The organism is Oceanobacillus indicireducens (genome assembly GCF_014647195.1).
GTDB lineage: Bacteria > Bacillota > Bacilli > Bacillales > Amphibacillaceae > Oceanobacillus > Oceanobacillus indicireducens.
Map to the genome: position 1 here is coordinate 87640 of NZ_BMOS01000010.1, position 23604 is coordinate 111243.

The following is a 23604-nucleotide window of genomic DNA, read 5'->3' on the forward strand; positions in this document are numbered from 1 at the left end:
ATAATTGACGACTGTTTCTAATGTTAATCTTCATTCTGGGTTCAGTTGCCATGTTGTAAGATGTTATCATCAGCGCCTGTCAGTTCGGTACTTTTTTCGCTGCTTTTAACTCTTGGAATACTTTCTCATCTTCAGGCAGGGGAGCCCAAGATTTGTAAAAAGCAGTTAATATATTGTCCACTTCAATCATTTCTTCCCCAATTTATTTTGCCGATATGACGCCATCCTTGACCTCTTGCACATGTTGCTCTGCAGCAACTTCTTCAAGCCCCTCTTCAATTTCGTTTACAAGGGCTTGCTTTCTTTCCACATCATCTTTCAACTCATTTACGGAACTGTTAGTGATAAATAACTGAATAAATAGACCTACCAGCAGTCCGCCAATGAGCAAACCAAATGTTTTCTTTATATGTATTCCACCTCACTCCAATTCAAACAAAAAATCCATATCCTACGAAAGAACTAGATTTTTATAGTATATTATGGAGTGTGTTATTTGTAAAGTTACTTATTTATTTTCTTGCATTTATCACGTATTAACGGTCTTTAACCCTCCCTCCTCTAAACATGAGGAGAAGCCTATATATGAAGGATGGGGGCAAAAAGTCCGTAAATACCTGATTCTGTTCAACTAACATTCGGTGCCGATTTGTTAATGTTAGTAGTTACTATTTGTTGGGGTGCATCTTACTTATTTATGAAAATGGGACTTGATTCAATAGAAGAGTTTAATTTAATTGCCCTTCGTTTTGGATTAGCATTTCTATGTGCTGCAGCTTTTTTCCTCATATGATAAGGAAAATAGACATGAACACTATGAATTATGCCATCATACTTGGCTTTAAATTATTTTTAGTGTTTACATTAATCACTTTTGGCTTAGATACTACTACCACATCAAAAATACACAACACCTGCTAGAACTGAATTGATTTTCTCTTTAGAACCCGTCTTTGCTGCACTATTTGGTTATATATTTATCAATGAGGTGATGGGTTCCACTGATTATATCGGGGCTTTATTAGCAATTGCAGGTGTCATTATTTCATCAACGAATAAAAAGGGAGAAAATAAGCGATTACTCAGCAAGAATGTATCATAGACAGAGACTTTAATATTAAACAAACCTGACTGTTATAGGAATCACATATTAACCTATCAAATATGTGATTTTCTATATTATTAAACTAACCTGCCCCTTTAGCTCCATTACTTCACACTTTAATACTAACATAATATTCCAAAAATATTAGTTAGTATTTACATAAGAAAAAGACGACCAATTGATGATCGTCTTATTTTATTATCGCACCCGTTACTTTAAGTGCAACAATTCACAATTAAGGAACACGGTAGCCAACTCTCTACACAAAAAAGACTAGCCTCGTTTTTGAGGATAGTCTACTCATTTGTTTCCATTATTTTTGTGAATAATTCCTCCAACAAACTGGTATCCCCGTTAACTATTCCATCCATATATAAATGATATATGTCATCATCTAAATTTAAATTTACTTCTAGTATATATCCTTTTGCTAAAGCAAGTACTCTAATGACTTCCCTTTGTGTTCTGCCGTTTCCTTCTCTAAACGGATGCATATAATTTAAATTATCCAATATTTCTGCTAAATATTTTATGATTGAGGACTTATCATTTGCTTGTTGATGATAATCTGTTATCAGTTTATTCATATATTCTGTACCGGTATCAAAGGCTTGCATCGCCATAAACGGATTCCCATCTTTTGATATATTAACTTGTCGAAATTCTCCAGCCCAATGATAAATTTCTTCAAAGAGGAATTGATGGATCTTCTGGATATCTCCCAACGAATAAACATGAATTGGATTTTCGAATAGATCAAGTAATTTGTTCGTAACAATACGATACTCCTTGGCCTGTAATTCTTGTGCAGATTTTATGTTAAATTTATTTCGCAGAACCCCGCTGTCTGGATATACATACAAATCATCCGGGTCTTCATATTTATATGATGCGTATCTTTTCCTAGTCATCGGATTTTTCCTTTTGTTTTAAAATAAGATAATCCTTCACTTGCTCAACATCTTGTTTCGTGGGCTGCCAGCCTTCAATCATATTCGAACTAATTGCGTATAATGCACCTCTAAATTCTTCCTGATTGTTAAACTTAACACCCATAATGTTTAATTGAGGTTTATTAACATCCAACTTCAATCCTTACACCTCCAATTGCTCATATACTTATTATACCATGGTTAAACCTGCGTAGAAACATATTCCTTCTACAAAGATTGCACCCAATTGTAAAACTTTATTTTGTTGCCCAAAAGACCAGAACGATAAAAAACAGTATTATAAATACAGCAACAATCAGACTTCCAATAGTACCAAAGTGGATAATGGGACTTGCAATAACTTTATTTAGATAAATTAAATCGAAAGATAAAGCCGATAACAATAATACCATTCCAGCAAGTACAACCGTCTGTTTCCTTGCGGATTGATTTGTTATATATCTAAAACCTGCAAAGGCAAAAAGAATAAAGACAACAACCTTTTCTATGGGTTTCCCGTTACGTTCTGCCTCTAATAAGTGGATTTTTAAATCATTCGTAATTTCCTCAATTTCATCTATATTTTTCCTACTGGAAGATAAGTAAACACGCAGATTTTCAATAAATATTTGACTCTCCTTGGAAAGCCCCAATTTATTTTTCATTCATCTCATCCCCTTTTGAATCTAATTTAGATTCTGAATTCAAAACATTATTTATATTGTTTTGTAAGGTCAATAAATCTACACCAAGTTCTGTTTGTCGTGTTGCAAATGAATGACGCAACTGATGTGGACTAAATATTTCATATTCTGTAAAGCCCATTTTCTTTTGCCTTCTCGTCAAGCTTCGTCTAGCTGTATGCTTATTTAATCTTGTACCACTTTATGATAAAAATAAGGCACCTTCTATATTAGAATTGAATAGGGGTCTTACTCCTTCCAAGTACCATTTTATAAGTAAATCCACACCATCTAACATAGGTACCCATCTACGTTTGTATCCTGATCCTTTCCCAAAACGAACTTGTATTTTGCCTTTTTCTCCTAAATCAAATCTACAATTTTTCACATCCATCATGATTATTTCATGGGTTCTTAAACCTGTTAGCTCAAGCATTCTAAAAATTGTATAATCCCTGGCAATAGTTGAATATTTTCTTGCTGTTTTCATTTCTTGTTTCAACCTATCCCAAAATCTTTCCAGTATTCCGGGTCTCGGAGGTATTACCTTGCCATTATGATCATCTTTTCTGTGATAGTAACGGTTAAATTTATCAAATAAGTTGGGAACTTGAACTCTATATTTTTCCCATATCTCATGCCCATGTCTGGTTTTTAGATATTCTAGGAAGCTTGGAATGGAGCAGATTACGAAATGTAATGGAATTGATTTCTGGAGAGACTTAAAATCAGACAGTTATTCGGACAGTTCAAAAGAAGGCACTCCTTATATTACAGGTGCTAGCAATTTTAAAGAAGGCACCGTGAACACGGTAAGAACAACGCAAAAACCAAGTGTTTTTTCAAGGAATGGAGATATTTTAATATCAGTAAAAGGAACAATAGGCGAATTGGCAATTAATCCGTATGATGTATCACACATCGCTAGACAAGTAATGGTCATCTAGTTATCTTAGCCGAACCATGTTATACTTATATAGCGATGAGCTGATTCGTGTAAGTCGAGGAACAGGTTAAACATGTGATGTGAACACATAGTTCTCTCGCCACGAATAATCGTTAGCGCCTATATTTATAGGCGCTTTTTATTTTACGTTGATAAGATAACCTCACCTATTGGAAAAATCAATTTGATGGAATAAGGCTTCTCAAAAGTCTGACGAACCTTTGAGAATCCTCTGTTAATTTGTTAATTTCTTTTTTTCTACAGCAGCATCGTTTGATTGTTCTTCAACTCGTGTGTTTTGTTTATTTGGAACTTCACTTTTCCCCCACTGAGAGGCAAGCACGGTACCGGTAATCAATTGCCAAGCAGACGCAAATGCACTTGGCAATGCTGCCAATGGTGTAAAATATACGGATGCTAAAGCAACACCGAGGCCAGAGTTTTGCATTCCGACTTCAATCGAAATCGCACGTTGATCTTGCACAGGTAGTCTACATAATTTCCCTGCATAGAATCCTAATAAAAGCCCGAAACCATTATGGAGCAACACCGAGAGGAATACTAGAATTCCCGCACTCGCAATATTTTCTTTATTATTTGCAACGATGGATGAGACGATAATCGTAATCGCAACAATTGATATTAAGGGCAGGACGGATGCACCTTTTTCCGTTGTTTTCGGGAAGTATTTATTAACTAATAGTCCTAGGATGATTGGAATAACAATTACTTGCACAATCGACATAAACATCGACATTGGATCAACGGGTAACCATTGCCCCGCGAATATTAATAATAGAAGTGGGGTCATGATAGGAGCAAGCAAGGTGGAAACACTTGTCATCGTAATCGAAAGCGGCAAATTTCCTTTTGCCAAATACACCATTACATTGGATGCCGTCCCGCCCGGTACGCTTCCTAACAAAACAAGGCCAGCAGCAATTTCTGCTGGTAATTGTAATAGGTAAGCAATAACAAACGCTACAGTTGGCATGATGGAAAACTGCGCAACGACGCCGATCAAAACAGGGATTGGTTTCGTAAAAACTAATTTAAAGTCGGATGCTTTTAATGTCAGCCCCATCCCGAACATGACGACTCCGAGTAAAATTGTTATGTATGATCCAAATGAAGAAAACCACTCTGGAACCAAGAAAGCAATGACTGAAAAAATGATGATAATAAGCGCGAAATATTTACCAGCTATGTTACTTATTTTGTTGACTACATCCATGACTGATTCCCCTCTTGTTTGTGCTTTGTTGGTGTGCCCCTATGTATAATTGAGATTGATAGTATCACTTTAGCCGGATAATGTAAAGTGAATGTTTAGATAAATTTAACATTGGTGATCCAGGAAGAAATAATGTAACTTAAGCAAAGGTTAGGTTTTACTTTTCTGCGGTAATATAAAAGGGCTCTTCCTCTTCAAGAAAAGCCCTTGATGCGACTATAAAGTGAAACTCATTCAGTGGGGTATCCTTACCTACCCCACTGAATGTTAGTATAACAGAATCAGGGATTTACGGACTGTTTCCCCCTTCACATATTAGGTTTCCTTCATGTTTAGAGAGGGGGTATTACAGACCGTTAATACGTGATAAATTGGTCATACAACATCATCAAAATTATACGTCGTATTGTATTCCGCAATATTTTTCATAGCTCGCTCCATGCGTTCCATTGCAAGCGCTCCATAATCTTCGCCTTTTGCCTCTTTATAAATCGTCCATAAACACCATAAATAATCTTGGAAAATTTCATGCAACAAAATACGCTGCATTTCTTCAGGTCTAGGATCGCGTCCAAAATAAGTTTTTAGGAAAAACAGTTGTTCTTCCTCTGTGAAAAATAATCTTTGAAACAATGTCGCTATATCCTACATTGGGTCAAACATTCCGCTATATTCCCAATCAATCAGATACAACTGATCTTTCTTATCTACTAAAATATTGGCAGGAACCGTATCTATATGACATGGAACCTCTATCACTTCCATCGTCTCATACACTTTTTTTAAGGCCAATATATGCTCTTTCATATGTGCAATCTTTTCCATCATGAAAGGTTGGACCTCTTGAACAAGGTTTTCATAGTGTCCCATTAATCCAAATAAATCAAACCGATTGGTCATTGGCTTCTTAGAATAGTGAAGTCGCTGGAACAGGTTAATGATTTTTTGCATGATTTGACCTTCTCTTGCCAATTCTGGAGTTAATGCTTTCGAAGACTCTAATTTCCGAGTAATCTTTAGCCCACTTTCTATATCAAAATATATAAGTTCTGGATTTATTCCAATTTCTGTTCCATATATTAGATTATTCATTTCCGATTGGCGGTCAATTAATTCGTCAGTTCCTTTGCCAGCAATCCTTACGACATATTTTTCCCCATTGACTGTGACAAAATAACTGTCATTTGTCATCCCACCGGGCGTCCGTCTCATATCTTCAATACTCGATATCGGAATATTCAGTGTATTTTCAATCAACGAGCTCATCAATTTTTTATCCATGTGACCCCCTCCATTTAATATTATTAGTACAGAAAACATGCATGCATTCGGCAGCAATTTTATTTATTGTTTCCTATACATTCAAAAAGAGCCAAAGGTGGGCTCTCTTAAATAAAAAATAGTATATGATTTACTGTATATATTATAACATATTCCCGCTTAATTGTAAACGTTACCATAACTGTCGTATCAACCTTTATACTCTCCCCCCCTCACGATTCCTTATAAAAAATATATAAGAAGAAATGTTGAGAACCACTGGTAGGTACTAATAAAGTAACACGACAACCTAAACCAAAGATTTTAATGAAGCCTCCCAGAAGTTCACTGAACTTTTGAGAGGCTTTTCTTAGTTAAATAAAAGTGAGCCGGTGGTGCAGCTGGTCTGACCCTTTGGTTTTAAAAAAAACTCTTCTGGAATTCCGCTAAATATCAACTTCTAACCTGCCCATCTCCTGTAATACGTACTTTACTCGAAGTTAATGCTTTGAGTCCCATTGGCCCTCTTGCATGTAACTTCTGCGTACTTATTCCAATTTCCGCACCATATCCAAACTCGAATCCATCCGTGAAGCGAGTCGATACATTATGATAAACTGCCGCTGCATCCACATGTTGTAGGAACATTTCAGCATTTCGAGCGTCTTCCGTAATAATCGCTTCAGAATGCTTTGTTCCATATTGATTAATATGTTCGATTGCTTCCTGCGGTGAATCCACCACTTTAACACTAATGGCATGTCCGAGATATTCATTCGCCCAGTCTTCTTCCGATGCTTCAAGAACGTCAGGGAAATCTTCACGAACCCGCTCATCAGCATAAATCTGTACATCATTCACTTTTAACTTTTCTAAAAGCTCCTTGCCATATTCGGCAAACCAGGAAGCATCGATTAAAAGCGACTCAATTGCATTACATACGGATGGGCGTTGCAATTTCGAATTTAAAACAATCACTTCTGCCATCGGTTGCTTTGCAGTTTGATCAATAAATACATGACAATTTCCAGCACCTGTTTCAATTACCGGTACGGTAGCTTCTCGAACAACCGTATCAATCAAGTTTTTACCACCGCGAGGTATTAATACGTCTAAATAATCATTTAACCGGAATAATTCGCTAGCTGTTTCTCTACTCGTATCCTCAATTAGCTGAACAGCATCAACGGGTAGTTTACTTTTTTCCATAGCACGGTGGATTGAGTTCACTAGCGCTAGATTGGAATTTTTAGCGGAGGAGCTTCCTCTTAAAATAACTGCATTTCCCGTTTTGAGTGTCAAGGTTGCTGCATCGACCGTAACATTCGGTCTAGCTTCATAAATCATCGCGACAACTCCAAGCGGGACACGTTTCTCCTCGATTTTCATCCCATTGTCTTTATGGATTGTTTCCAGGATTTCGCCGATCGGATCGTGAAGTACGATGATTTCCTCTATCGCAGCAGCAATCCCTTCTAGTCTTTCCTGATTTAACATGATTCGGTCCAATACAGATGAAGTAAGCCCACTTTCACGTCCTGCGGTAAGGTCCTTTTCATTTTCTTTAAGAATCATATCTTGATCGTTAAGTAATTGCGCTGCAATCAAGGACAGTGCTTCGTTTTTCTCTTCTGTTGTTGCGCTTGACATAGCATAACTTGCTTTTTTCGCAGCCTTTCCTTTTTGGATCACTTCACTCATGATAATGCCTCCCCTATTTTTTGTACACTAACCCATCCGTCACGGTGGATTACTTCGATAGATGGTGTAACTTTTTCTCTATCGCTATGGCTTTTGATTGTCCGTTGCAGTTCATCAGATGAACAGCTTATTTCTCCTTTTCCAAGTAAATCGTGCATCCCATACACCTGGACAACATCACCCTTTTCAAAAGTTCCACTTATTTTTAATATACCTGCAGAAAGTAAGCTACTTCCTTGATTGGATATAGCTTCTTCTGCTCCTTTATCCACATAGATTCCCCCCATTGCTTCAGAATGTAGCGCAATCCATTGTTTTCTCGTATTGATTGGAGCTTTGGAGGGACTCGCAATATACGTACCATCACCATTTCCTTGTAAAACTTGAATGAGTTTATCCTGTCCTTCTCCATAGCCGATAAAGACTGGAACACCGAGCATTGTTGCTGTTTTGGCTGCGATTAGCTTCGATTTCATTCCCCCAGTGCCTACCTTCGATCCAGTCGTATCTGTATCTTGAATCATTTCTTCTGTTATTCCATCTAAGTAGTCATATTTTACTGCGGCGGGGTTCGTTCGCGGATTTCCATTATAAATTCCATTGATATCTGTTAATATAATAAGCTGATCAGCGTGGATAAAGCCGCTGACCAAGGCGGATAGCATATCATTATCACCAAACGTCAGCTCTTCAACTGATACGGTGTCATTTTCGTTGATGATTGGTATAGCACCTCTTTCCAACAGCTCTGTCATTGTTGCGTAAGCATTTCGGTATCGCTCCCGGTCTGAAAAGTCATCTCTAGTTAACAACAATAAAGCTACCGTTATATCAAAAGCACTAAATTTCTCAATATAGGTCTGAATCAGCATACTTTGCCCAATCGCCGCGGCTGCTTGTTTACCTTTTAGGGTTACTGGTCTTGAGGAATAACCAAGCCCACGGAAACCTGCCGCAACTGCCCCCGATGATACAAGGATTACTTCATGGTTCGCTTCCCTAAGCGCAACAAGTGCATGAACATGTTCATCCAGTTTTTGCTGATCTATTCCCCCTTTTTCGTTCGTAAGTGAACTACTGCCGATTTTGACTACAATTCGTTGTCTACGCATTTGCTGTTCCCCCGTTTACTCTATTAACGCTTTACTTACTTTACAGAATAAAGTGATAAATCTGGTTATAATCCACCTAAAAAAGCCCCTTCATCCTATATTATAAGGACGAAAGGGCTTGCTTCCGCGGTACCACCATTACTTGAATGTATGCACATTCCACTTCATCAATAACGCTTGATCTCGCGCCCATGTGTTGCATGGGACTCCAAAGGCAGGTTCTGCAGGTTGTCTATGGCGGAATCTCTCAGCTTATAAATTCCACTCTCTTTCATAGCAAGTACTGCATACTATTCCTTTGTCACCGTTCGGATATATGTACACTATTATGGCGAGGAAAGATAAGATTGTCAATAGGGAACTGTTCAACGAGTTGCTTGGTTTGCTTTTCGCCTTGCCGGACCCGATGGATCAATTCATCAGGATGGAGCTGTGGCAGAGTAACAATATCGCGGACACTTTGTATCGTATGGTTCGCAGCATCTGTCAAATTCAGTGTTGTATTCTTAACATTTTGCAGTCCGTAATTAATATCATTTTCTAAAAAACTTTGCTCAATCCTTACATTTGGAATTAATTCAAACGACTGGATTGCTTGTTCCATCCGCTTCAATCCGTTTTCAAAATCAATTAGAATTTCATACAAATGGATTAAAAACTTCTCATGTGCTTCCTGTCTAGCTTGTTTTCTTCTTCCTTCATACTGGAGAAAGTGGATTCAAACTGATCCGCAATAGATTTCAATTCCGATAATGAGATTTTACTTTGGCCTCGTTCAGTTTAATTTCTTTAGTCATTGATTGCGAAGCTCCTCTCTTCTTTCTTTTAAAGCAGAAATACTTGAGTTGGTCGAAGCAATTTGTTCATGTAAGCTAGTGATTGATTGTTCGAGAGTCTCTATTTCTTGTTCTAATCTATTCAGAACAGTGTTTAATTGAACCGAATTGAACCGTTCCAATGTCTTTATAACTCGCCAATAATTCCACGCTTCCAATTGAAGAGGGAGACTTCTTTTGGAAGTGTGTTAAAAAAGCTGGAGTCGAGAGGTTTCCCCCTGCGACTCCAGCTTTTTTCATAATTGATCAATCCCCAACAACAATCCCTTTTAATTCCCCACTCAACCTATCGATCTCTTCAATCGCCTCATTGATATTGGCAATTAACTCATGTTCACTTTCTATCGTAGCAACAATTTCCTCTGTGGCTGATGCATTTTCCTCTGAAATATTTGCCACACTTTCTATTTGGGCTTGAATATCCTTAAAGTTTCTTGTCGATGATTGTACCTCTTCCATCCCTGTAGCGAGCTCTTCATTTGTATACTGGAAAGAACCTCTTATCTCTGCAAAATATGCAGAAATTTCCTCAACTATTTTTTCTCCTTCTTTAATAGCAGATTCTCCTTGCAGGGATCGACCGTGAGCATTTCGCGATTTGTCGAAGAGTTCAGTTGTAACGCTTTCAATATCAACGGTTATATTAGCACTTTGTTCCGCTAATCTGCGAACCTCATCCGCTACAATCGCAAAACCTCTTCCATGTTCACCGGCACGCGCCGATTCAATTGCAGCATTCAACGCAAGCAGGTTCGTCTGATCTGCGATATCCTTAATCCCCTGCAAGAGTGAATTAACGGTTTCGAGACTTGTCTGCAAATCATTCACCGTGACGACAGTTGTACTTATTGCAGTATTTACAGTGGACATGTGATTATTAAGCTGGTTGATCTTCTGCCAGCCTTCTTGCACGTTTTCGTTCATCGCCTCTGATTTATTTACAATATCCTGCGAGATCGAAATCGATCGATTTGCCCTCTCAACGGAATCCCCCATCGCTTCACTTATGGAACTAATACTACCTGCCTCTTCTTGAATTCCTGCTGCCATCTCTTCCACCGATTGATTAATTTGATGACTTGAATCGTAAATCGTTGTAATATTTGTGTTTAAATGGTCAATATTGTCGTCCAGTGTATGCGTATTTTCCTCAATCGTATGTATGGTTGCTTGTAATCGCTCGGTCAAGCGCTGGGCTTCCATTTCCTTGCGATAGGATTCATCAATTAGCTCTCTTCCCCATTTCGTCAATAAGTATAAAGCAGCCATTATTCCATTAATTAACGCTAGTACCGTAATAAATCCTTTAAAGTCACTATCGATTCCGAGCAGCTCTTCCGGTTCGCTCAAATAGGTTACAATAAATGCAAGATTAACAACGCCAATAAATATAAGTATAAGTTCTTCTTTAAAATAGAGTGTCACCATTGCGATAGACAAAAGAATAATATAATGCTTATTTAAAGCAAACCCATCTAAATAAAACATTGATGTCGCAACAATTAATGGCAGTAAGGCGAAGATTAACCCTTTTACATATGGCGGAAAAGGTAAAAAATAATTAGCGACTGATAAAACAACAACTAAAACTCCCGCTATAATAATACTAACCGTGTCATCCACACCTCGTGAAGAAACAATTGGTACTACTAAAAGTAAAACGATTGCTATCATCAGAAATAAATTAACCTTATGAACACGCTGTGTGTTATATGTATCTTGTTTCATGTCAATCTCCTTTTTCAATTTTCTTATACATCCCGCTTCTATTATCGGTTATCCGGAGGCGAAGTTAAATCAAACTGTAAATATATGTATTTATTCACTCCACATGATTTTTCCATAAAAATACAGTATACTATCCTATGTTATCACAACTTATGTACTAGGAGGAAGTAATATGAGAATCGCAATTTTGGGCGCAGGGTCCTTAGGGACAATCATTGGAGCATACCTTTCTAAGAACAACGAACTAGTTGAGCTGATCGATGTTAATCAGGCGCATGTGGATGCCTTAAATCAATCGGGGGCTACAATTACTGGTACAATAAATGAAACGATCCCTGTAAAAGCAATCACACCGGATCAAATGGAGGGCCATTATGATTTAGTGCTTTTATTAACGAAGCAATTGTATAATACAGACGTTTTGAAAAATCTCACTCCACACTTAGATACGGATAGTATTGTTTTATCATTACAAAATGGGGTTCCAGAAGATTCCTTAGCTTCTATTTTAGGAAAGAAACGAATAGTTGGCGGATCAGTTGAATTTGGAGCAACGTGGGTCGAGCCCGGGGTATCTGAATTAACAACAGCTGCTGAGTCTTTCCAAGCAAATGCTTTCCAAATCGGTGAGTTAGATGGGACAACTACAGACCGCATTCAACAAATTAAAGGTATTCTTGATGCTGTAGGTAACACAACAATTTCTGCAAATCTCATCGGAACAAAGTGGGCAAAATTGCTAGTAAACGTCGCGATGAGTGGTATGTCCGCTGCTTTAGGTTGTACATATGGAGATGTTTTAAAGGATGAAGTTGCAGTAACGAGTGCTGTCATGTTAGCCGATGAAACGATTAAAGTTGGCACTGCATCCGGTGTCGAGTTTGACGAACTTGCTGGATTTAATTTAAACATCTTTAATATTGCTGCAGACAAATCGAACTTGCCAGAAGCTATTGGCTTTTCGAAAAAAGCATTTGGCCCACAAGCTTTACTGAAAGCAAGTATGCTGCAAGACCTTGAGAAGAAACAAAGAACGGAGATTGATTATATAAATGGGTTTGTAGCTTCGAAAGGAAAAGAAGTGAACATCAACACTCCGTTTAATGATTTACTTGTGCGATTGGTGAAGAAAGCCGAGGAAGGAAAAGGGCTTCCTGAATTTGAGGAGAATCTTGCTTATTTTAGAGAGTTGCTTTCCTAATTTATCACATATTAACGGTCTGTTTATTATTTGTAAACACAGCTTTCATTATAAAAAATTTTATGTACTTTTCATTATACAACCATCGTTATTTTCGGTTTTTAGATACAATTACTAAATTGATTACAGACACCACAAGAGCCACAATTGAAATCATTAAGGCTGCAGCCACCATAATTTTCACCCTTTATGTTGATTTTTTTGAATAAAGAGGGTATGATTGACATAGATTATGGTTAGGAGGAGATTTTACTCCCCTCCCATGTGGTTTAGAACTCTAACGTTGTGAGCGTTTAGAGTTCTTTTTCTTTTTACGTCTTTTGTTGTCTCTATCTAATAATATGACAATCAGATTAGTGATTGCTATTATCAGATTGACTACAGACGTAATCAGAATCAAAACCTGCTCCATACTTCTATGCCCTCCCTTCTATAAAGGGATGGAAGGTATCATACCCTCAAGTCTAAATATACATAATTATTTACATTTACTCAAGTCGTTCCAATCTTTTAAGACACGTTCAAAATATATTTTCTTCCTACATACCACTTACGACTCCCAAAGTCTGCTTACCATATGTAGCTACTAAATACTTTGCCATTTTTTTAAAGTACTCCGGTACAATGCAGTGATCCTTCACCGTCTTATTTTGCTATTGAGGCTGGGACATAACTATTCTAATATGAATTAAATCCGAACAAAACTGCTAACTAGCCCCGGGAATATACGGAGACTCCAGCAGGAGGCCGGCTAAGTACGGTCACGTCCTGTGATCAACGCCGGCACTAGAACCTCCTGTTCGTCGGTCGGCATCGGTGAGACCCCGCAGGGCGGTAGCCCGAGGCAGACTAAGAACGCCACGTCCTGTGGCAACGTCTGCATTAGCACATCCTATGCGTCGAGGCTCACCAGCCGCCTGCGGAAAGCGTAGTATATTCCCGGAGCGGTTGTTGATGCTCTTTCTTATCATTTGTTCGGATTTATAACCATACTAAGAAGTTATGTCCCAGCCTCGTGTTTTTTTATACTTGCACATTTTTAAAGATCCCCTAAAAATAGTATGCTAGAACGCGTGTATAATTGAACTGTAAATGAGGATAACCAAAAAATCATTTTAAATATATAGTCTAAATAGGAGAGGGTAAAAATATGGCAGCAAATATTAAAGAAATGAAAAATGAAAAGAAAGAACAGCTTTTTCAGCTTACGAATGAATTTAGTAGGATACATTTAAATGAAGAATATGATGTAGTAATCGAAAAATTAATAAATAAAATGGCTAGAAAACGTGAAGTTCCATTCCTTAAGGGGAGAATTGATATTTGGGCAGCTGCTATCATCCATGCACTCGGAACAATCAACTTTTTATTTGATAAGGATACAGAGCCATATGTTTCTTCTCCATCTGTTATTTATGATCACTTCAATACCAAACAAAGCACCACCTCACAAAGGTCAAAGCAAATTAGGGATATGTTTAATTTGTCTTATTTTGACAGCACTTTCGGTGTAGAATCAGTCAATAAACGCAGTCCATTTAATCAATTAACAACTATCGATGGCTTTATAGTTCCGAAAAGTATAATAGAAGAAGAATTCGTTATAAGTGATTGGGAGTTAAGAGTTGCAGAAATAATAGGCTTATCTTTAGTAAAAAAAGCATACAGTGATTTAGAATTGTCTGAATTACTGCAAGTAACGGATGAAAGACTCCTTCGCTATCATGCATTCTTGCAAAAAGAAATGAAATTCCCTTTTAGAATAACGACTAAACAACAAATTGGTCTATTTTTAATAGAAGAACATATCGATTTTATTCGATTAGAGCAGGACATAAAAGTTCATCATCTATATGGAATTTTAGTGGAATGCATCCAAAAAGAAGAAAAAAAATATATCCCTTTAGCCGAATTGGAGCTTGATGAGAGTCATGAGAATTATAACTTAGTGAATGATTATCAGGGCTGGTTTTGGAATTATCGATAGGTCTAAGTAGAGAACATCTATCTATATTCACACCCTACACACCATTGCATTCCCAATCACACATTGTTATGTTAGAAAGTGAATAACAGATGAAGGGAAAGTGGGGTTTAAAGGGATGAAAGAAAAAGTGTTATCACTGCAAAATCTAAGAATGAGTTATTCCGATAAGGACGTTCTAAATGGGATTAACCTAGAAGTTTACCGCGGACAAATCATCGGATATATCGGTCCGAACGGTGCAGGGAAAAGTACAACATTAAAAATCATGCTCGGATTAGTTGATGGTTATGGCGGGGTCGTCGAAATCTTTGGTAAGAATATTGCATCAAGCGATGTTACATATAAACAAAAAATTGGTTATGTACCCGAAAACGCAGAGATTTACGATAACTTGACAGCTGCTGAATATCTCACATTTATAGGTGAATTGTATGGTATGGACCGGGAAATTGCGGAAACGAAAGCATGGAGTCTTCTAGAAGAATTTGATATGGGAGAAGTTTTCCATTCGAGAATCTCCTCTTTCTCTAAGGGGATGAGGCAAAAGGTTCTGATCATCTCTAGCCTTCTGCATAATCCGGATTTGATTTTCCTTGATGAACCATTAAGCGGGTTGGATGCAAACAGTGTGATGGTTATTAAAGATATGCTGGAAGCTTTGGCTAATCAGGGAAAAACGATTTTTTATTCCTCTCATATTATGGATGTCGTTGAAAAGATAAGTAATCGCATTGTTCTCTTAGTGGACGGTGAAATTGCTGCGGATGGTTCTTTTGATGATCTCAAAGAGCAAAGTAAGGCGGGTTCGCTTGAAGCGATATTTAATCAATTAACAGGATTTGATGAGCATCAAGAAACAGCGAGAAAAATTGTCTCCATTGTAACTGGGGATGAGCAACATGGGTGATATCCGTATTTTAAAAGTGTTGGATATTTTCCAGTCGGTTTTCCGTAAATTAAATATTGATTATGAAATGATGCGGAAAATCCTTGAAATAAAACTGACAATGGATGGCCGGCGTGTTCCAACCATTCTCAGTAATGCGAAGAAAAAGGAAGGAAATCAATTTCTTAAATCGTTATGGATTTATGCAATATATGGTCTTCTCCTTCTTCCATTTGGATTTTTGGGTGATAATTATTTTTTCCAGGTAAGTATTATAGCAGGAGTTGCCATGTTCATCCTGACTACATCGCTGATTTCAGACTTTTCCTCTGTACTTCTGGATATCCGGGATAAGGTGATATTGAATACAAAGCCAGTAAATAATCGGACGATCCATGCAGCTAAGTTTTTTCATGTTGCGATTTATTTGACGCTGCTTACCGGGGCATTCATCTCGATACCAGCATTTGTATTTCTTTTTACAAAAGGTTTTATTTACTTTCTTCTATTTCTTGTAATCATCTTTTTAATAGACCTATTAGTATTGGCTCTTACTGCATTAATCTATATGCTGGTGCTACGACTTTTCGATGGTGAAAAATTGAAGGATATTATTAATTACGTGCAAATATTACTTGCTGTAGGAGTGATAGTCGGCTATCAAATTATTATAAGGTTATTTGACGTTGTAGATTTCGAGTATGTGTATGACTTTAGCTGGTGGCATGTATTGATCCCGCCAATATGGTTTAGTGCACCATTTGAACTTGTGCTAAATCATAATTATACGAGCGAGATTATCATTCTTTCCGTACTTGCCGTATTAGTACCACTCCTTTCGTTTTTCTTCTATTACTTGTCTATGCCAGCTTTCGAACGGAATTTGCAAAAGCTGATGGAAGAATCAAGTACGAAAAAGAAGAAAAAACGGACGCTAAATGACCTGATTGAAAAATTAATTTGTTTTAGCAACGAAGAAAGAGTATTTTACCGCTTTTCTTCCATTATGATAAGCCGGGAAAGAGATTTTAAATTAAAGGTCTACCCTTCATTGGGAATGGCATTTGTTTTCCCATTAATCTTCCTTTTTAACAATTTGAGCTTTCAAACACTGGAAGAGTTAGGGCAAGGAAAATCCTTTTTAACCATTTATTTTTCCACTGTTATCATCGGAACAGTTGTTTATATGCTGCAGTTTTCCGCAAAATACAAAGGTGCATGGATTTTTCGAACAACACCGATTCAAAAGCATTCTATTGTCTATAGTGCTGCTTTAAAAGCAATGTTTGTAAAGCTGTACTTACCGATTATGCTTGTACTGTCGATTCTTTACATCTGGATATTTTCCATTCGTATCCTGCCTGATATAGCAGTTGTTTTTGTCATTGCTTTATTGCTGATGCTTATCGCTTATAAGCTGTTTAATAAAGGAGAATATCCGTTTACCGAGCCGATTGAAACGGCCCAGCAAGGCGGTAGTACTGCATGGATCATTATCCTGTTAATGATTATTATTGGGATATTTGTGCTAATACATCTATTAATCTCCTTTATACCTTTTGCAATTTATGGTTATCTGGTGGTTCTTATCGTGGTTACGACTATTTTATGGAAGCGGACGTTTAGGTAGAAGTTAACGAATTGAAGGACAGTCTGAACCGACTCTAATCGGTTAAGTGGACTGTCCTTTTTCATTCGCTTATCAGCTACTTTCGCAAATTACCTTCCAAAGATAAAACAAAATCCATCAGCACATCCCGGTATTCTCTCACCGAATCAACGTAAACCATTTCGTTCTCACCATGCCAATCACTGCCGATCGGTCCAAATTCTACAGCGGCACCTCCATACTCGGTAAAAAATTGTCCATCGCTGGAACCATGTTGGCCGAATAGATTAACTTTTTCCAGATGAGTAATTCGTTTAATTGATTCTTCTAACGCTTCCACATAAGGATTGTCTTCTTTTGTCTTGATTGGATTATTGCGATTATGGATTGATAATCTGCAGTCTGTAATTGTCTTAATCTGATGAACGATATCTTCCGGAGATTGATGTGGCAGATATCTGATGTCCAGTGACATCTCACACCGCTCTGGGACTTTATTATAAACGGTCCCTCCTTGGATCTTTGCGAGATTGATAGAGGGCTTTGTAAACATGGATGAACTTTCTTGTGCAAAAGGAAGCTCTAATATTTCTTCATAGAGTTCAATTGCTTTCGTTATTGCATTTGTACCTTCCCAAGGTCGGCTTCCATGTGCAGGTTTTCCCAGGACAGTAATATCAACCTGGAGTACTCCTTTAGACTGAATGCCGATCCCTAGGTTTGTTGGTTCACCGCAAATAATAAAGTCTCCCAAGTACCCTTTTTCCGTTAAATATTTGGTTCCATACTTGCCACCTGTCTCCTCATCTGGAACGATTTGAAGCATAACCTTGGATGTTAATTCCATATCTTTCAATTGAGCAGCTGCCACCATCGAGGCAGCCACCCCTGCTTTCATATCAGCAGTACCACGGCCATACATTTTCCCATCTTCCATATATGGTTGGAATTGTCTTTCCTCTGCTGCAATGACATCGATATGTCCGTTCAAGACAATCCTAGAATCACCTTGGCCTAATTCACTTACAAGCATGTGAAATCCGTGACTTTCTATTTTTTTAACAGGGACATCTTGGTTGGTTAACCATTGCTCGCAATAAGCAATTGCTTCATTCGCACCTGCCTTTGTGGAACTGTCTATTTTTATTAATTCTTCTAGTAAGGGAATTGGATCACACATTTTATCCCTCCTGCATTTAAAATATTCAAGTGTTTTACCAGCAGCTATTCTTCAAGTGCTTCCATGATTTTTCGTTTATTTATGGGTACAACGATATCATGACGCGCTAGCTCGATATTAGGTTTTTGATGCAGCCACTCTTCTTGTATTTCCTTCCCTGCAGTTAGTGCAATAATTGCAGATGGAATATCAGCTCCCGCTAAGTGGGTAAATGCATAGCCACCGCCAAAACGGGGATTAATGTCAATAACATAATAATCCTTCCCATTAAAATAAACATCTGTGTTCATATAACCTGCATGGCCAAAACCTTCACCTAGCTGCTGTGCAATGTCTGTTAATTCCGGAATATTTATGGTAATACATCGGTCAATATCTCCGCCCCTCATACCTAATTGCTTCCTAGCAAAGGATGTAAGAAAGTGGCCATTTAAATCGTTAAACATATCGACACTAAACTTATCCCCTTCAATCACTTCCTGAATGATGATATTATCTTGCGGTTTTCTTGAAGTGTCTCCATCGAGTGGGCTTACCTTAATCTCCTGAATAGCATGCTGATAAGCAAATTCCATATCCTCTACATTGTCAATAAGTTCTATTCCTATTGAGGCGGAACCATTACGAGGCTTCACGATTAACGGAAAGAATACTTCTTGTTTTTCCAATGCTCTTTTCGCATCTTCTGCGTTAAAATAGGAAAGTGGGGATTTTACGTTAAACGGTTCTAGCAACTCTCGGTATTTCCCCTTATCCCGCACCTTTTCTACAATACTGGAATTCGGCGCAAATACAGATACACCTAATTTCTCCAGTTCTTTTTTGTGGTCTGATATTTCGGGTACTTCCCAATCATTTAATGGGACAAGACAGTCGACCTCATGCTTCTTGCAAATCTCAATAATTGCATCCATATAATTTGTATCTGTTTGTTCTGGAATTACATAATTCTCGTCTCCAGCTTGGAGTGACGGGGCATTATATTCAGGATCGGCAACAATTATTTTCCCATCGATACCAACCTTTTTTAAAGCATCCTTAAAAAAATTTACCAAGTCTATTCTTCTTGCTGTTGATGTCAATAAGATGTTCAACTTGTTCAACTCCTCGTTGTTTATATCATTTTTCGGAAACAAGATATTAATGTTTACCCAGCATGATAAACTTTAATCTTTTCCCTTATTCGGAAAACTCGCACACTTGGGAGCATTGAACATCGACTATCTTGTTTAAGAATCGAATATATACGTCATCTAAAAAATTAATCTCTTGAAGACATACGCTCAATAAATTCATCCATTTCCTCTGCTATTTTCTTAAACTCAGTATGGTGAATATAGTGGGAAGCATCTAGTTTTATAATTTCCTGGTCATATATTTTAGCGAAATCTTGTTGTAATTCGGTCCATAATTTAGAATCAAAACCTGTATCTTCCCCGTTCGAAACAAACAGAAGCATCGGAACTTCAGGTTTGTCCCCCCGCTCCACTACCCTTGCATTTTCTTTAATTTCCTTTACCTCATTCAGCATATTCTTCGTCAATGTCCGCCTGTAGAAGACAATCTCATATAATGCTTTATCTTCCTCCTTTAATACCTTATTGTTCATCAGGTCACTTCCATCAAGCATTGGCAGCCAGCGGATTAGTCCTGTTTTTGCGATGAATTCACCTAAGCGAATGAGTGGCATTGGAATATCCATTTCCTCATACACAGATGGAACAGCCATATCCAATCCAATAATTGCTTCAACTTCTTCAGGATATGTTTGTGCCCAATATAACGTCTCAACCCCTGACATGGAAAGGGGCACTAATATGTAAGGTCCTTCTATCTTCGCCTGTTGCAATGCTTCGCGTGTTTCATGAAGTATCGTATGAATATCCCGGTTCGAGTCTGTAATTTCACTAAACCCGTAACCAGCCTTTTCAACAACTGCAATTCGATTCTCATCACTCAGCAAACAATACAATGGTTTAAAATCCAACAGCGGCGAACTCGTTCCGCCACCTGCAAGAAATACGAAAGTTTTCTCACCGTCGCCTTCCGAGTAAACATGCATGAGATGATTATTCACTTCAACCATCTCTCCTGGTGGAGTAAATTGTTCCTCCTCTTGGGAGATTCGTATTTTATGATTGACATAAGCTGCCCCATAACAAATACGAGGAGACCAGTTAGTACTAAAAAAGGAATGATAATAACATATTTAAATGCTTTCTTCACATTTTTCTCCCCCAGTCTGTTTTTTTCTTTCAGCATAACATACTAGTTTGAGTGAAAGTTGAAGGGATACCTTTCTTCAGCAACAAACTTTTCAAAAAATAAAAAACAAACGATTTATCCAAGGTAAACGTCAACTCATAAAAGTTAATTATGTATATAGTATAGTAGAACGATGAAAAGGAGGAGAAAGTGATATGTCTGAGCACGAAAGAAAATATGATCATGATGGAAACCAAGAGTATTTTTACTCTGACGGTAGAGATCATGAAGATGCAGATGTAGATGTAGATTTTGATTTTGATTTTGATAGTGATATCGATGTAGATAACAGAAATGACAATGATAATGATAATGATTTGAAAAACAAAAACCGTAATCTAAACGTTGCAAAAGTTATCAGAAGCGGCAACTCAAATGTTAACGTTAGAACCCGTGTAGAAGATGAAGAAAACGATCATGACCATCGCCGTAGAAAACGCCATCGCAGAAGAAGAAAAAGATGTCGTTAAATGAACGATTAGTGGGATAGCTTTATTATCCCACTTTTTTCTTATAACGTGAAACTCATTCAGTGGGGAATTCTTTACCCCCCACTGAATGTTAGTTGAACAGAATCAGGTTTTTACGGACTGTATATCCCCCACCTTGACATTTTAGTTTCCCTCATGTTTAGAAGTGGGGGGATTACAGACCGTTAATACGTGATAAAGTGAAACTTCATTCAGTGGGGAATTCTTTCCCCCCACTGAATGTTAGTTGAACAGAATCAGGTTTTTACGGACTGTATATCCCCACCATAACATTTTGGTTTTTCCTCTTGTTTAGAAGTGGGGGGATTACAGACCGTTAATACGTGGTGAAAGGAGAGATGTTACTTGGAAAACGCAAGAAGCAATGTCCATCCGATTGATTATAGAAGCGATACACGATCTACCATTGATTATAGCGGTAATTCCGATGTCGATATAGAAGTCAACGTTGATACCACTCCGATTGCATATGCTATGTTATGTACACTTTTAGCTACAAAACAGATATCTGACTTTGAATTCAAAAAAGCTGTCCGTAGATTAGAAGATTTAACTAAAAAAGGAAGAAGTCCGACAATCAGAGATATGAATGATTTATCCCAAGTGAAACTATACAAAAAACGATGACATTAAAAAAAGTGGGTCTCCCACTAATTTCAGCAAACGTATGAAAGATCTTCCCTTAAATGTGCGGTAAATCCCCGTTAAAGATGTTGTGGGCGGTACCATCTTTAACAGGGATTTACCGTTTATTGCGTTATAAATACCTAGGCTTTTAACTTTCTAATAAAGTGAAACTCATTCAGTGGGGATATTACAGACCGTTAATACATGGAATTCCCTAACTCCCTGCAAGCTACATTATCCGTGCAAGCTTCCCTTGAGCATTGGACGTGGTCGGTAGGGACCAATTGGGAGCTGGATTAGGCTGGTCCTTCCTTGTCGATTGATTTTATAAAGTTCATCACTCAAATTAGCGTCAAACCCTAGCAGCGGGTGTCCTCCCATCCCAAGGGCTGACGCAGCCAAAAGCAATCGTTGCACGAGCATACCTGCTTCCATCTGCTGTATTCGGTAACCCCTGTATCCTAATTCTTTCTTATAGAAATCCTTATCACCTGCCACATGCAGGCAAATTGGAACCTGGAGTAAATTTACATTATTAAAAGACATTCCATTCTGCAAATGAAGTCGATGGTCTCCGGGACGAATTTCCCTTAACATGTGTTCGGTGCTATCATAATAGTACGCCCCATTTGGAATTCCTTCAACCATGTATAAACTGCTGTAAATTGTTACACGAGGCGGATCATTGTTATACGCAACATCCAAATCATTTCTGTATGAAAAAGCAGCCATTGCTTCTTGGAGAAGGGCAGCCAACTGTTGTTGATCCACCTTCTCCAATACGAAATCCATGTCTGGAGAAAATCGATTTTTACATATTTCCGCGAGATCATAGGGCAAGGATTTTGTATGAGGCAATGTCACCGTGTTCTCCCCATATTCTGCAATTGTCCTCCCCTTTATTTCTCGAAATGACCATGTAGATTCTAGGTTAGATGCTTTATTCATTGCAGTTATCATCGGATATTCTTTGATCCGTAGTGACCGCTCGAAATGATTGGTTTGAATTGCTGGCAGCTCTTGTTTCAATTCATCCGCTATAATATTTTTGTGGCGGTCCTCTCCGCTCATAGACCAGTTGGTGGCTTCCACCGACAGGGGAATTACACTATATACACTCTCCTCCAGATCAGATAGTCCAAGCAGATGATTTATTGCGGTATCAAGAAATTGAAAGTACACACCTGTGGCAAAGCCAAACCGCTTCGCTACCTCCATTAGCTGTCCAATCAGCACACCAGCATCTAACCCTTGGAGTCGATACGCAAAGTTGTTGTATTTAAAAAAGTTTTTCCAAAACATTGTCGAGACAAAGACAATACCGAAACACGAGGGGATGTCACACCGATTCCCCAGAGCTCTAGCTAAATAGAAATCGAAATTTCCTTCCCGCAGCAACACCAAGCTGTGATGTGCTACATCATAATGGTAAACTCCATCCGGGAGTCCTTCTACCTTTAAATAAACGTACAATTCGTTAGGATATAGCGCCCCGCCAGATGGAGCATAACGCCTATAGGACTGCATCGGAAAGGTATCTTGATCTGTCGAATCTATTTGCATGACGGATTGACTCAATTGAGTCAATCCGAATACATACCAGAGAAAATGGCCAACTCTATTGATATCCAGTTTTGCAGAAGGTTCTCCACCAGTAAGCGTCAGTGGTACTTCTTCGGACAATGGAGCGACCGGTAATCCACGGTAAAGTTTATATGCAAGCGGTGCATCCTCCCAATCCACTTCCCAGTTCGGCTGATTTGCTTTATCAATATCAAAATGCAAATTGTGCAGAAATTCTTCCAGACTCATCCTCTACCT

General features: G+C 38.1%; 24 protein-coding genes and 1 pseudogene. 8 read left to right on the forward strand and 17 right to left on the reverse strand.

Annotated features, from left to right (window positions below; genetic code table 11):
* Nucleotides 1-202: 202 nt before the first annotated feature.
* On the reverse strand, nucleotides 203-391 hold the full coding sequence (locus IEX94_RS08915) for a hypothetical protein (protein ID WP_188856887.1): 189 nt from the start codon (nucleotides 389-391) through the stop codon (nucleotides 203-205).
* 537 nt (nucleotides 392-928) lie between these two features.
* On the opposite strand from IEX94_RS08915, the gene IEX94_RS20385 reads away from it, so the two are divergent.
* Complete coding sequence (locus tag IEX94_RS20385) at nucleotides 929-1102, forward strand: EamA family transporter (RefSeq protein ID WP_229782640.1); 174 nt, start codon at nucleotides 929-931, stop codon at nucleotides 1100-1102.
* Between the two features lie 299 nt (nucleotides 1103-1401).
* Here the strand turns inward: IEX94_RS20385 and IEX94_RS08925 are convergent, their stop codons facing one another.
* The 5 genes and pseudogenes from IEX94_RS08925 to IEX94_RS19735 form a co-directional block, all read right to left on the reverse strand.
* Nucleotides 1402-2016 (reverse strand): Fic/DOC family protein, encoded by a 615-nt coding sequence (locus tag IEX94_RS08925; RefSeq protein ID WP_188856888.1) that lies wholly within the window; start codon nucleotides 2014-2016, stop codon nucleotides 1402-1404.
* Nucleotides 2009-2197: a hypothetical protein gene (locus tag IEX94_RS08930; RefSeq protein ID WP_188856889.1), complete on the reverse strand. Its 189-nt coding sequence runs from the start codon at nucleotides 2195-2197 to the stop codon at nucleotides 2009-2011. Before IEX94_RS08930 ends, IEX94_RS08925 begins: the two co-directional genes overlap by 8 nt.
* 97 nt (nucleotides 2198-2294) lie before the next feature.
* Entirely contained in the window at nucleotides 2295-2702 is a 408-nt protein-coding gene (locus IEX94_RS08935; protein WP_188856890.1) for an HAAS domain-containing protein, read from the reverse strand.
* Nucleotides 2692-2907 (reverse strand): annotated as a pseudogene (locus IEX94_RS19730) (hypothetical protein); the annotation flags it as partial. The gene IEX94_RS08935 and the pseudogene IEX94_RS19730, both read right to left, overlap by 11 nt.
* Nucleotides 2908-2922: 15 nt before the next feature.
* Nucleotides 2923-3210 (reverse strand): site-specific integrase, encoded by a 288-nt coding sequence (locus IEX94_RS19735; RefSeq protein WP_229782642.1) that lies wholly within the window; start codon nucleotides 3208-3210, stop codon nucleotides 2923-2925.
* Between the two features lie 187 nt (nucleotides 3211-3397).
* Between IEX94_RS19735 and IEX94_RS08945 the strand changes: the two genes are divergently transcribed.
* Nucleotides 3398-3667, forward strand: coding sequence for a restriction endonuclease subunit S domain-containing protein (locus IEX94_RS08945; RefSeq protein ID WP_188856891.1), 270 nt, complete (start codon nucleotides 3398-3400; stop codon nucleotides 3665-3667).
* A 234-nt stretch (nucleotides 3668-3901) separates the two neighbouring features.
* On the opposite strand, the gene IEX94_RS08950 is transcribed toward IEX94_RS08945, so the two are convergent.
* The 7 genes from IEX94_RS08950 to IEX94_RS08985 form a co-directional block, all read right to left on the reverse strand.
* Nucleotides 3902-4900 carry a bile acid:sodium symporter family protein gene (locus tag IEX94_RS08950; protein WP_188856892.1) on the reverse strand — a complete coding sequence of 333 codons (999 nt, stop codon included), beginning with the start codon at nucleotides 4898-4900 and terminating at the stop codon, nucleotides 3902-3904.
* Nucleotides 4901-5275: 375 nt separating this feature from the next.
* A complete protein-coding gene (locus IEX94_RS08955; protein WP_188856893.1) occupies nucleotides 5276-5533 on the reverse strand; it encodes a phosphotransferase family protein in 258 nt (85 codons plus the stop codon).
* A 12-nt stretch (nucleotides 5534-5545) separates the two neighbouring features.
* A complete protein-coding gene (locus tag IEX94_RS08960; RefSeq protein WP_188856894.1) occupies nucleotides 5546-6181 on the reverse strand; it encodes a choline/ethanolamine kinase family protein in 636 nt (211 codons plus the stop codon).
* A gap of 432 nt (nucleotides 6182-6613) precedes the next feature.
* On the reverse strand, nucleotides 6614-7861 hold the full coding sequence (locus IEX94_RS08965) for a glutamate-5-semialdehyde dehydrogenase (RefSeq protein WP_188856895.1): 1248 nt from the start codon (nucleotides 7859-7861) through the stop codon (nucleotides 6614-6616).
* Nucleotides 7858-8973, reverse strand: a complete 1116-nt coding sequence (gene proB, locus IEX94_RS08970; protein ID WP_188856896.1) for a glutamate 5-kinase — start codon at nucleotides 8971-8973, stop codon at nucleotides 7858-7860. The genes IEX94_RS08965 and proB overlap by 4 nt, the downstream gene beginning before the upstream one ends.
* A gap of 301 nt (nucleotides 8974-9274) precedes the next feature.
* Complete coding sequence (locus tag IEX94_RS08975; protein ID WP_268239586.1) at nucleotides 9275-9691, reverse strand: T7SS effector LXG polymorphic toxin; 417 nt, start codon at nucleotides 9689-9691, stop codon at nucleotides 9275-9277.
* A gap of 364 nt (nucleotides 9692-10055) precedes the next feature.
* Nucleotides 10056-11537, reverse strand: a complete 1482-nt coding sequence (locus IEX94_RS08985) for a methyl-accepting chemotaxis protein (RefSeq protein ID WP_188856899.1) — start codon at nucleotides 11535-11537, stop codon at nucleotides 10056-10058.
* Nucleotides 11538-11709: 172 nt separating this feature from the next.
* Between IEX94_RS08985 and IEX94_RS08990 the strand changes: the two genes are divergently transcribed.
* The 4 genes from IEX94_RS08990 to IEX94_RS09005 all read left to right on the forward strand — a co-directional run bounded on the left by IEX94_RS08990 (nucleotide 11710) and on the right by IEX94_RS09005 (nucleotide 17241).
* Entirely contained in the window at nucleotides 11710-12738 is a 1029-nt protein-coding gene (locus tag IEX94_RS08990; RefSeq protein WP_188856900.1) for a ketopantoate reductase family protein, read from the forward strand.
* 1150 nt (nucleotides 12739-13888) lie between these two features.
* Nucleotides 13889-14725, forward strand: a complete 837-nt coding sequence (locus IEX94_RS08995; RefSeq protein WP_188856901.1) for a DUF6398 domain-containing protein — start codon at nucleotides 13889-13891, stop codon at nucleotides 14723-14725.
* A gap of 115 nt (nucleotides 14726-14840) precedes the next feature.
* Nucleotides 14841-15632, forward strand: a complete 792-nt coding sequence (locus IEX94_RS09000; RefSeq protein WP_188856902.1) for an ABC transporter ATP-binding protein — start codon at nucleotides 14841-14843, stop codon at nucleotides 15630-15632.
* Nucleotides 15625-17241: a hypothetical protein gene (locus IEX94_RS09005; RefSeq protein ID WP_188856903.1), complete on the forward strand. Its 1617-nt coding sequence runs from the start codon at nucleotides 15625-15627 to the stop codon at nucleotides 17239-17241. Before IEX94_RS09000 ends, IEX94_RS09005 begins: the two co-directional genes overlap by 8 nt.
* A 76-nt stretch (nucleotides 17242-17317) precedes the next feature.
* Here IEX94_RS09005 and IEX94_RS09010 read toward each other — a convergent pair whose 3' ends face one another.
* The 3 genes from IEX94_RS09010 to IEX94_RS09020 form a co-directional block, all read right to left on the reverse strand.
* Nucleotides 17318-18400 carry a M20 family metallopeptidase gene (locus IEX94_RS09010; RefSeq protein ID WP_188856904.1) on the reverse strand — a complete coding sequence of 361 codons (1083 nt, stop codon included), beginning with the start codon at nucleotides 18398-18400 and terminating at the stop codon, nucleotides 17318-17320.
* Between the two features lie 44 nt (nucleotides 18401-18444).
* Nucleotides 18445-19494 carry an ATP-grasp domain-containing protein gene (locus IEX94_RS09015; RefSeq protein WP_188856905.1) on the reverse strand — a complete coding sequence of 350 codons (1050 nt, stop codon included), beginning with the start codon at nucleotides 19492-19494 and terminating at the stop codon, nucleotides 18445-18447.
* A 167-nt stretch (nucleotides 19495-19661) separates the two neighbouring features.
* Nucleotides 19662-20477 (reverse strand): alpha/beta fold hydrolase, encoded by an 816-nt coding sequence (locus IEX94_RS09020; protein WP_229782643.1) that lies wholly within the window; start codon nucleotides 20475-20477, stop codon nucleotides 19662-19664.
* 343 nt (nucleotides 20478-20820) lie between these two features.
* Between IEX94_RS09020 and IEX94_RS09025 the strand changes: the two genes are divergently transcribed.
* Complete coding sequence (locus IEX94_RS09025) at nucleotides 20821-21135, forward strand: hypothetical protein (protein WP_188856906.1); 315 nt, start codon at nucleotides 20821-20823, stop codon at nucleotides 21133-21135.
* A 366-nt stretch (nucleotides 21136-21501) separates the two neighbouring features.
* Nucleotides 21502-21783 (forward strand): hypothetical protein, encoded by a 282-nt coding sequence (locus IEX94_RS09030; RefSeq protein ID WP_188856907.1) that lies wholly within the window; start codon nucleotides 21502-21504, stop codon nucleotides 21781-21783.
* Nucleotides 21784-22017: 234 nt separating this feature from the next.
* On the opposite strand, the gene IEX94_RS09035 is transcribed toward IEX94_RS09030, so the two are convergent.
* On the reverse strand, nucleotides 22018-23595 hold the full coding sequence (locus IEX94_RS09035; protein WP_188856908.1) for a SagB family peptide dehydrogenase: 1578 nt from the start codon (nucleotides 23593-23595) through the stop codon (nucleotides 22018-22020).
* Between the last annotated feature and the right edge of the window lie 9 nt (nucleotides 23596-23604).

Coding starts and splice junctions, on each gene's coding strand:
- IEX94_RS08945 (WP_188856891.1), top strand. CDS start 3,398: ATGGAGCAGATTACGAAATGTAATGGAATTGATTTCTGGAGAGACTTA.
- IEX94_RS08985 (WP_188856899.1), bottom strand. CDS start 11,537: ATGAAACAAGATACATATAACACACAGCGTGTTCATAAGGTTAATTTA.
- IEX94_RS08960 (WP_188856894.1), bottom strand. CDS start 6,181: ATGGATAAAAAATTGATGAGCTCGTTGATTGAAAATACACTGAATATT.
- proB (WP_188856896.1), bottom strand. CDS start 8,973: ATGCGTAGACAACGAATTGTAGTCAAAATCGGCAGTAGTTCACTTACG.
- IEX94_RS09035 (WP_188856908.1), bottom strand. CDS start 23,595: ATGAGTCTGGAAGAATTTCTGCACAATTTGCATTTTGATATTGATAAA.
- IEX94_RS09005 (WP_188856903.1), top strand. CDS start 15,625: ATGGGTGATATCCGTATTTTAAAAGTGTTGGATATTTTCCAGTCGGTT.
- IEX94_RS08995 (WP_188856901.1), top strand. CDS start 13,889: ATGGCAGCAAATATTAAAGAAATGAAAAATGAAAAGAAAGAACAGCTT.
- IEX94_RS08950 (WP_188856892.1), bottom strand. CDS start 4,900: ATGGATGTAGTCAACAAAATAAGTAACATAGCTGGTAAATATTTCGCG.
- IEX94_RS08935 (WP_188856890.1), bottom strand. CDS start 2,702: ATGAAAAATAAATTGGGGCTTTCCAAGGAGAGTCAAATATTTATTGAA.
- IEX94_RS09010 (WP_188856904.1), bottom strand. CDS start 18,400: ATGTGTGATCCAATTCCCTTACTAGAAGAATTAATAAAAATAGACAGT.
- IEX94_RS09000 (WP_188856902.1), top strand. CDS start 14,841: ATGAAAGAAAAAGTGTTATCACTGCAAAATCTAAGAATGAGTTATTCC.
- IEX94_RS09025 (WP_188856906.1), top strand. CDS start 20,821: ATGTCTGAGCACGAAAGAAAATATGATCATGATGGAAACCAAGAGTAT.
- IEX94_RS08990 (WP_188856900.1), top strand. CDS start 11,710: ATGAGAATCGCAATTTTGGGCGCAGGGTCCTTAGGGACAATCATTGGA.
- IEX94_RS08925 (WP_188856888.1), bottom strand. CDS start 2,016: ATGACTAGGAAAAGATACGCATCATATAAATATGAAGACCCGGATGAT.
- IEX94_RS08965 (WP_188856895.1), bottom strand. CDS start 7,861: ATGAGTGAAGTGATCCAAAAAGGAAAGGCTGCGAAAAAAGCAAGTTAT.
- IEX94_RS19735 (WP_229782642.1), bottom strand. CDS start 3,210: ATGAAAACAGCAAGAAAATATTCAACTATTGCCAGGGATTATACAATT.